Below are 6,108 nucleotides of genomic sequence, written 5' to 3' on the forward strand. Positions count from 1 at the left end.
TATGACGGAAGGCGGGGCCGCAGGTGCAGTCACAACCGTAACCGCGAATGGCGACATCACCTTGCAAGGCTTTGCGGGTTCACCAGTCACTACTCTGGATATCCGGGTACTGGAGTATGCCGCTTTGAAGGAACTGCTGCGGAATAATTACAATTGCCGCTTGGTGGATGTGCTGGTGGTGGAGTGATTGCAAAAGTGCAAAAGAAAAAGGGTGAAGCAAAGAAGCTGCTTCACCCTTGCGTCTGCTCTAACGAAGCGTAACTACTCGCCGACTATGATCTCCTGCCAGATCTTGTTGTAGTCTTTCAGTGACTCGCCAAGGTCTTCCTTGAATTCTGATCGCTCTAAATCGACAATCTCGTAATTTGGCTTCTTAGTACGAAGCGCACGGGCAGGCACGTTGATCGAAGGCAGCATTAAGAAGTCAACAATCTGCGCATACACCTTTGGCTCATGAATATAGTTCATGAAGGTATAGGCCAAATCTTTGTTCTTAGCATCTTTGAGCAGAACCATGTTGTCCATGTACATGGCACTGCCTTCTTTGGGGATGAAGAACTCAACATCTTTTTTACCAGCCTCGTCCAGCTCAAGGAAGATGTTTTCCTGATAGCCTTGCACGACCAAGAATTCACCAGCAGCAAAGCCTTTACCAAAGGATTCGGCATCGAACTTGACGATCTTCTCCTTCCACTGCTTGACCAGTTCCTTAGCCTTCTGTAGCTCTTCCAGATTCTTGGTGTTAACCGAATAGCCCAGTGACTTGAGGGCCGCGCCCAGTACTTCTCGCATATCGTCAAGCATGGTCATACGGCCTTTAAGATCAGCACGGTTGAAGATTGACCAGCTTTTGTCAAACTCTCTGACAAACTTCTTGTTTACAGCCACGCCTGCTGCGCCCATCATGTACGGAACAGAATACTTTGATCCTTCATCGAAATGGATCTTCGCCAACACAGCAGGATCAAGGTTTTTGAAGTTGGGCAGCTTGGCACGATCAATGGATTCCAGCATATTCTCCTTCATCATGATTGAGACATAATCGCCAGAAGGGAAGATCAGGTCATAGCCAGTGCCACCGGCCTTCAGCTTGGTGAACATCTCCTCGTTGGAGGTGTACATGTCGTAAACTACCTTAACCTTGTATTCCTTTTCAAAGTCTTTTACTACTTGATCAGGAATATAGTAGGTCCAGTTGTAGATGTACAATTTCTGCGACGACGGCTGAGGTTGCTGCGGTTGTGCTTTTTTCTGTACTTTCTGATTCTGTACTTCTTCTTTCTGCTCAGAACATCCGCAGACAGACAGACAAACAAGGGCTGCTGACAGCAGCAGTAAGGGTAATTTCTTCATGATTCAGCTCCTACAAAGTGAAAGTTATCTCTTCAGTAAAGAAGAATAGAGATTCTTAGTTGACACTGCCAGCAACGCAGTGCCGACAATGATAACTACAGAAAGGGCATTAATGGTCGGCGAGACACCGAAGCGGATCATGGAGAAGATGTGTAAAGGCAACGTAGAGGAACCTGGCCCTGCGACAAAGAAGGTGATGACAAAATCCTCCAACGATAACGTTATTGCCAGCAGCAGCCCAGCGATGATGCCTGGCATGGAAATCGGCAACAGGATACGGAAGAGCATAGCCAATTCACTTGCTCCCAGATCATAGGCTGCTTCAATGATAGAAAAATCAAATTCCTCCAACCTAGCCATCACCGTCATTAAAACAAAGGGTATGTTGAAGGTAACATGCGCAAGAAACACGGTAAGCAGGCTCAGATTTAGGCCGATCTTGTTGAAGAAGATGAGAATCGACACGCCGATGATGATTTCCGGCAGGATGATCGGGAAAAAGGTCAGGGTTTGAATCGCCTTTTTCATCCTGAAGTTGTACCAGCAGAGACCGATGGCACCCAGCGAGCCAATGACAGTGGCAACTGCTGCGGAAGAAATGGCGATAATGAAACTATTGTAAAAACTGTGCCAGAGCGACTCTGAATTATAAAACAGCTCATGGTACCATGTCAGGGAAAATCCTTCCCAACGCATAGACTTGGAGCTATTAAACGAGGAAATGACCAGAATGGCCAGTGGAATATGCAAAAAGAGGGTGACAAAGAGAAAAACACCCAGCGAGAACTTTCCTGGTTTCGTCATCTACAGCTCCTTCTTGTTTTGCGAGCGCATGAATAAAAATACGGCAATCATGGTCACAGAAGTCAGAACCACAGACATCGAGGAGGCGAGCGGCCAGTTTCTGGTTATATTTAGCTCGCGCTCAATAAGATTGCCCAACATCCAGTCGCCTGTGCCTCCCACCAGCTTCGGAACGGCGAAATTTCCAAAGATAGGAATAAATGTAAAGAGAATAGCGGTGGTAATGCCGGTACGGATATTGGGGATCATAATCTTCCAGAGAGCTGTTATCTTTGACGCACCAAGATCCATCGCCGCTTCGATCAACGAAAAATCAAATTTCTCAATAGTCGAATAGAGAGGAAAGATGGCAAAGGGAATCGTTGTATAGACGATGACAAGAATAATAGCGTAGCGGTTGTAGAGGAATTGAATATCTGTATCAATCAGACCGGTTGAGAGCAGAAAGCTATTGAGCAAGCCATTTCGACCGAGAATGGCAATCCACGCATAAATCCTGATCAGAAAATTGGTCCAGAAAGGAATAATGATCAGCATGAGCAAAAGATTCTTCTGCGAGCTTCTGGCGATGTAATACGCCGTGGGCAGGGCAAGCGCAACAATGATTGCTGTGGAGGCCACCGCAATGATGATTGTATTGAGCAGCACCTTGAGCACAGCCGTGTTAAGCAAGGACCGGTAGGCTTCAAGCGAGAAGCGCATCACCACGCCGCCATACAGCCCTTTTTCGAGAAAACTGTAACTCAGGGTGATAAGCAGCGGCACTGAGAGGAAGGCACAAAGCCAAAAGGCGATTGGCGCAACATAGATTGGCCCATAATTCTTCCGCATTTACTTCTTGACCTCCACCATAAAGCTGTCTTTGGTGTTCCACCAGATGCAGACTTTGTCCTTCCAAGAGATCGGTTTCTCATCCATGAAATACTGCACATGCTGGCGGAAGACAATCAGCGGTTCTTTATTTTGGCTGACGCGGACAAAATATTTCGTCTGAAAGCCAGTATAAATCATATCCTCTACTGTTCCTTGAAGCACATTGACATCAGGTGGCAGATTACCTGGCTTTTCCGGGGCAATGCGAATCTTTTCAGGCCGTACTGTTACTGCCACTTCGCTGCCTTCTTGCACTGGTTTATCAAGATAGATGTTAAAGTTGCCATAGTCAGGCGAGGCAAAGACAGCATGTTCGGCATCAGTCACCGCCGCGATCTGGCCTTTGAGGTAATTCGTCTCACCAATAAAACGGGCAACAAACTCATTGGCCGGGCTTTCATAGATTTCAGCAGGTGTACCGATCTGCTGAATTTCCCCTTTATTGAGCACGCAGACCTGATCTGACACGCTCAAGGCTTCTGCCTGATCATGCGTGACATAAATAAAAGTGATGCCAACTTTATCATGAATGGCATCCAGCTCCAGCAGCATGTGCTGGCGCAATTTAGCATCTAAGGCAGACAGCGGCTCATCAAGAAGCAGCACCTGTGGTTTGTTGATCAAGGCGCGGGCGATAGCCACCCGCTGCTTTTGGCCGCCAGAAAGCTGGCGCGGATATTTTTTGCTCTCGGTCTCCATCTTGACTAAGGCGAGATTCTCCTCCACAGCTCTTTTGATTTCTGTCGAGGCAACCTTTTTCAGGCGGAGAGCAAAAGCAACGTTTTCAAAGACAGTCAGATGCGGAAACAGGGCGTAATTTTGAAAGATAGTGTTGACATGCCGTTTGTTCGGCGGCAGAGGCAGCACATTCACGTCGTCAAAATAAACAGCTCCCTCGGTCGGCATTTCAAAGCCGGCGATGATCCGCAGCAGCGTGGTTTTGCCGCACCCAGAAGGCCCCAGCAAGGAATAGAAGCCGCCCTTGCTGATGGTCAGCGACGTGTTTTTCAAAGCAAAAAAGTCGCCGAAATTTTTCGAGACATTCTCTATTGTGACTTGACTGCTTTTCACAGAATCAACCCGCTGGTGATGAAATAGCATCTCTTCCGACCGCTACGGCGGCAGACACGCATTTCGTTGCAATGAATATAATTTTGACCCAAAATAACCAATAGATAGAATATGATGCAAAATACTCGTCTTCAGCCCCTCTTGTCAAGATAAAATCTCGTGCGGGGAGCCTTGATTCTGCTATTTCAGATTGACTTTCCCCTATTCTCTCTCGTATTGTTTGTTAGAATAGAACAGGATGCCGCTGAAGGCAGCATTCCGGCATGTGCGCAAAGAAGCTCGATATGCCGGAAAAACAGAAGATTTCTGGAGCACAGATGGTGTGCTTGAAAAAGATTGGTGAAAAAATGACAACCACATTTTTGCGCGTTCTGCGCTATTTCTCGCCCGTGTGTTTTTTGCTGCTCTGCTGCATAACTTCTGTGCTCGCCGCAGAAGGTGGCAGTCCCAGCCTCGACATTCCAGCTTTCTGGATCTCCCCGTTTGCCGCGCTGCTGCTCTGTATCGCTGTGTTGCCGCTGGTGGCGCATCATTGGTGGGAGAGCAACCGCAACCGCGCCTTAGTAAGCGGCTTTTTCGCCCTTATCTTTGCCGCCTATATGCTGATTGCCTTTGGTCAGGCGGGCGGAGTAGCCCTTCTGCACGCCGTGCTCTATGAATATCTACCTTTCATCGTCCTATTGGCCGCGCTCTTCGTCATTTCCGGCGGCATCTATATCAAAGGTTCGCTGGCCGGAACGCCACTCTCTAACTCAGCCATTTTGATCATTGGCGGAATTTTAGCCAGCTTCATCGGCACCACCGGGGCCTCAATGGTACTGATCCGTCCGCTGCTGCGAGCGAACCAAGCGCGGGAGAAAAAAGTCCACCTGGTCGTCTTCTTCATCTTTGTGGTTTCTAACTGCGGCGGCTTGCTGACCCCGCTCGGCGATCCACCGCTTTTCCTCGGCTTTCTCAAAGGCGTACCTTTTAGCTGGACCATGCGACTGTGGAAGGAATGGCTTTTGGTTAACATCATCTTAATTGTCCTCGGCAACGTGGTCGATCAGTACATCTTTGACCGAGAGGAAAAAGAACGCAAAGGCTCGCAACTGGAGCAGGTGATGGAGCATGAGCCGCTGGGTATTCTCGGCTGGCACAATTTTCTTTTTCTCACAGGCATAGTGCTAGTCATCCTTGGTAAAGGGCAGAGCTGGGGTGGCGAATGGCCGTTCGGTGTGCAGGAAATTTTAATGACCGTGATTACGCTGGCTGCTTATTTTAGCACGAAAAAGGAAATCCGGGCTGCCAACTGCTTCACCTTTGCGCCAATCATCGAGGTAGCGGTGCTGTTCGCGGGCATTTTCATTACGATGATTGCCCCGCTGACCGTGCTGAATGTTCACGGCAAGGAATTGGGCCTAACTGAGCCGTGGCAGTATTTTTGGGGCACCGGCCTGCTTTCCAGCTTTCTTGACAACGCGCCAACTTATCTGACCTTTGCTGCTACCGCCGCAGGCAGCATGGGCGTGAGCGTGGAGAGCCAGAAATATTTGGCGGAATTCCTCGCCGCTGGCGGCACGCAAGCAGCGGAAATCCTAGTTGCCATTTCTTGCGGTGCGGTTTTCATGGGCGCAAACACCTACATCGGCAATGGCCCGAATTTCATGGTCAAGGCCATTGCTGAAGAGAATAAAGTCAAGATGCCGAGTTTCTTTGGCTACATGGCGTGGTCAGGTGCAATCCTGATGCCGATTTTCCTTGTCGTGACGCTGGTGTTCTTTTGATGAAGTTTCGGCGAGGAGAATAGAAAAAAGAAGATAGCGGTATGGGGTCATCTCAGAAAACATCTTCCGCTATCGTTGGAGGGTCGTTCAGTTCTGGAATTGACCTGTCTTCACACTAGCGGACACGTTTTATTCCCTAAGTAGCCCTTTTGAAGAAGAGCGGCTCGTAGTTGTCCGGCGACTGATAACTGATCGCCGAATGCCGCCGTTGGCGGTTGTAAAAGCCTTCGATGTACCAAAA

Annotated in this window: 6 protein-coding genes; 2 read left to right on the forward strand and 4 right to left on the reverse strand. The window is 48.6% G+C overall.

Annotated features, from left to right (window positions below; all coding sequences use genetic code 11):
• On the forward strand, positions 1-187 hold a 187-nt coding region (locus tag ACNKIB_RS03980; protein WP_417909253.1), incomplete at its 5' end, for a hypothetical protein.
• Between the two features lie 74 nt (positions 188-261).
• Here ACNKIB_RS03980 and ACNKIB_RS03985 read toward each other — a convergent pair.
• The 4 genes from ACNKIB_RS03985 to ACNKIB_RS04000 are packed head-to-tail and all read right to left on the reverse strand — an operon-like array spanning position 262 to position 4,101.
• Positions 262-1,353 carry an extracellular solute-binding protein gene (locus ACNKIB_RS03985; protein ID WP_417909254.1) on the reverse strand — a complete coding sequence of 364 codons (1,092 nt, stop codon included), beginning with the start codon at positions 1,351-1,353 and terminating at the stop codon, positions 262-264.
• Positions 1,354-1,377: 24 nt separating this feature from the next.
• Positions 1,378-2,157 carry an ABC transporter permease gene (locus tag ACNKIB_RS03990; RefSeq protein ID WP_417909255.1) on the reverse strand — a complete coding sequence of 260 codons (780 nt, stop codon included), beginning with the start codon at positions 2,155-2,157 and terminating at the stop codon, positions 1,378-1,380.
• A complete protein-coding gene (locus ACNKIB_RS03995; protein WP_417909256.1) occupies positions 2,158-2,988 on the reverse strand; it encodes an ABC transporter permease in 831 nt (276 codons plus the stop codon). It lies immediately after the preceding gene.
• On the reverse strand, positions 2,989-4,101 hold the full coding sequence (locus ACNKIB_RS04000) for an ABC transporter ATP-binding protein (protein WP_417909258.1): 1,113 nt from the start codon (positions 4,099-4,101) through the stop codon (positions 2,989-2,991).
• Between the two features lie 347 nt (positions 4,102-4,448).
• Here ACNKIB_RS04000 and ACNKIB_RS04005 point away from each other — a divergent pair, with 347 nt between their 5' ends.
• A complete protein-coding gene (locus tag ACNKIB_RS04005; RefSeq protein WP_417909257.1) occupies positions 4,449-5,867 on the forward strand; it encodes a sodium:proton antiporter in 1,419 nt (472 codons plus the stop codon).
• The last annotated feature ends 241 nt before the right edge of the window (positions 5,868-6,108 follow it).

The sequence above is a fragment of the Candidatus Electronema sp. PJ genome, assembly GCF_048287395.1.
Taxonomy (GTDB): domain Bacteria; phylum Desulfobacterota; class Desulfobulbia; order Desulfobulbales; family Desulfobulbaceae; genus Electronema.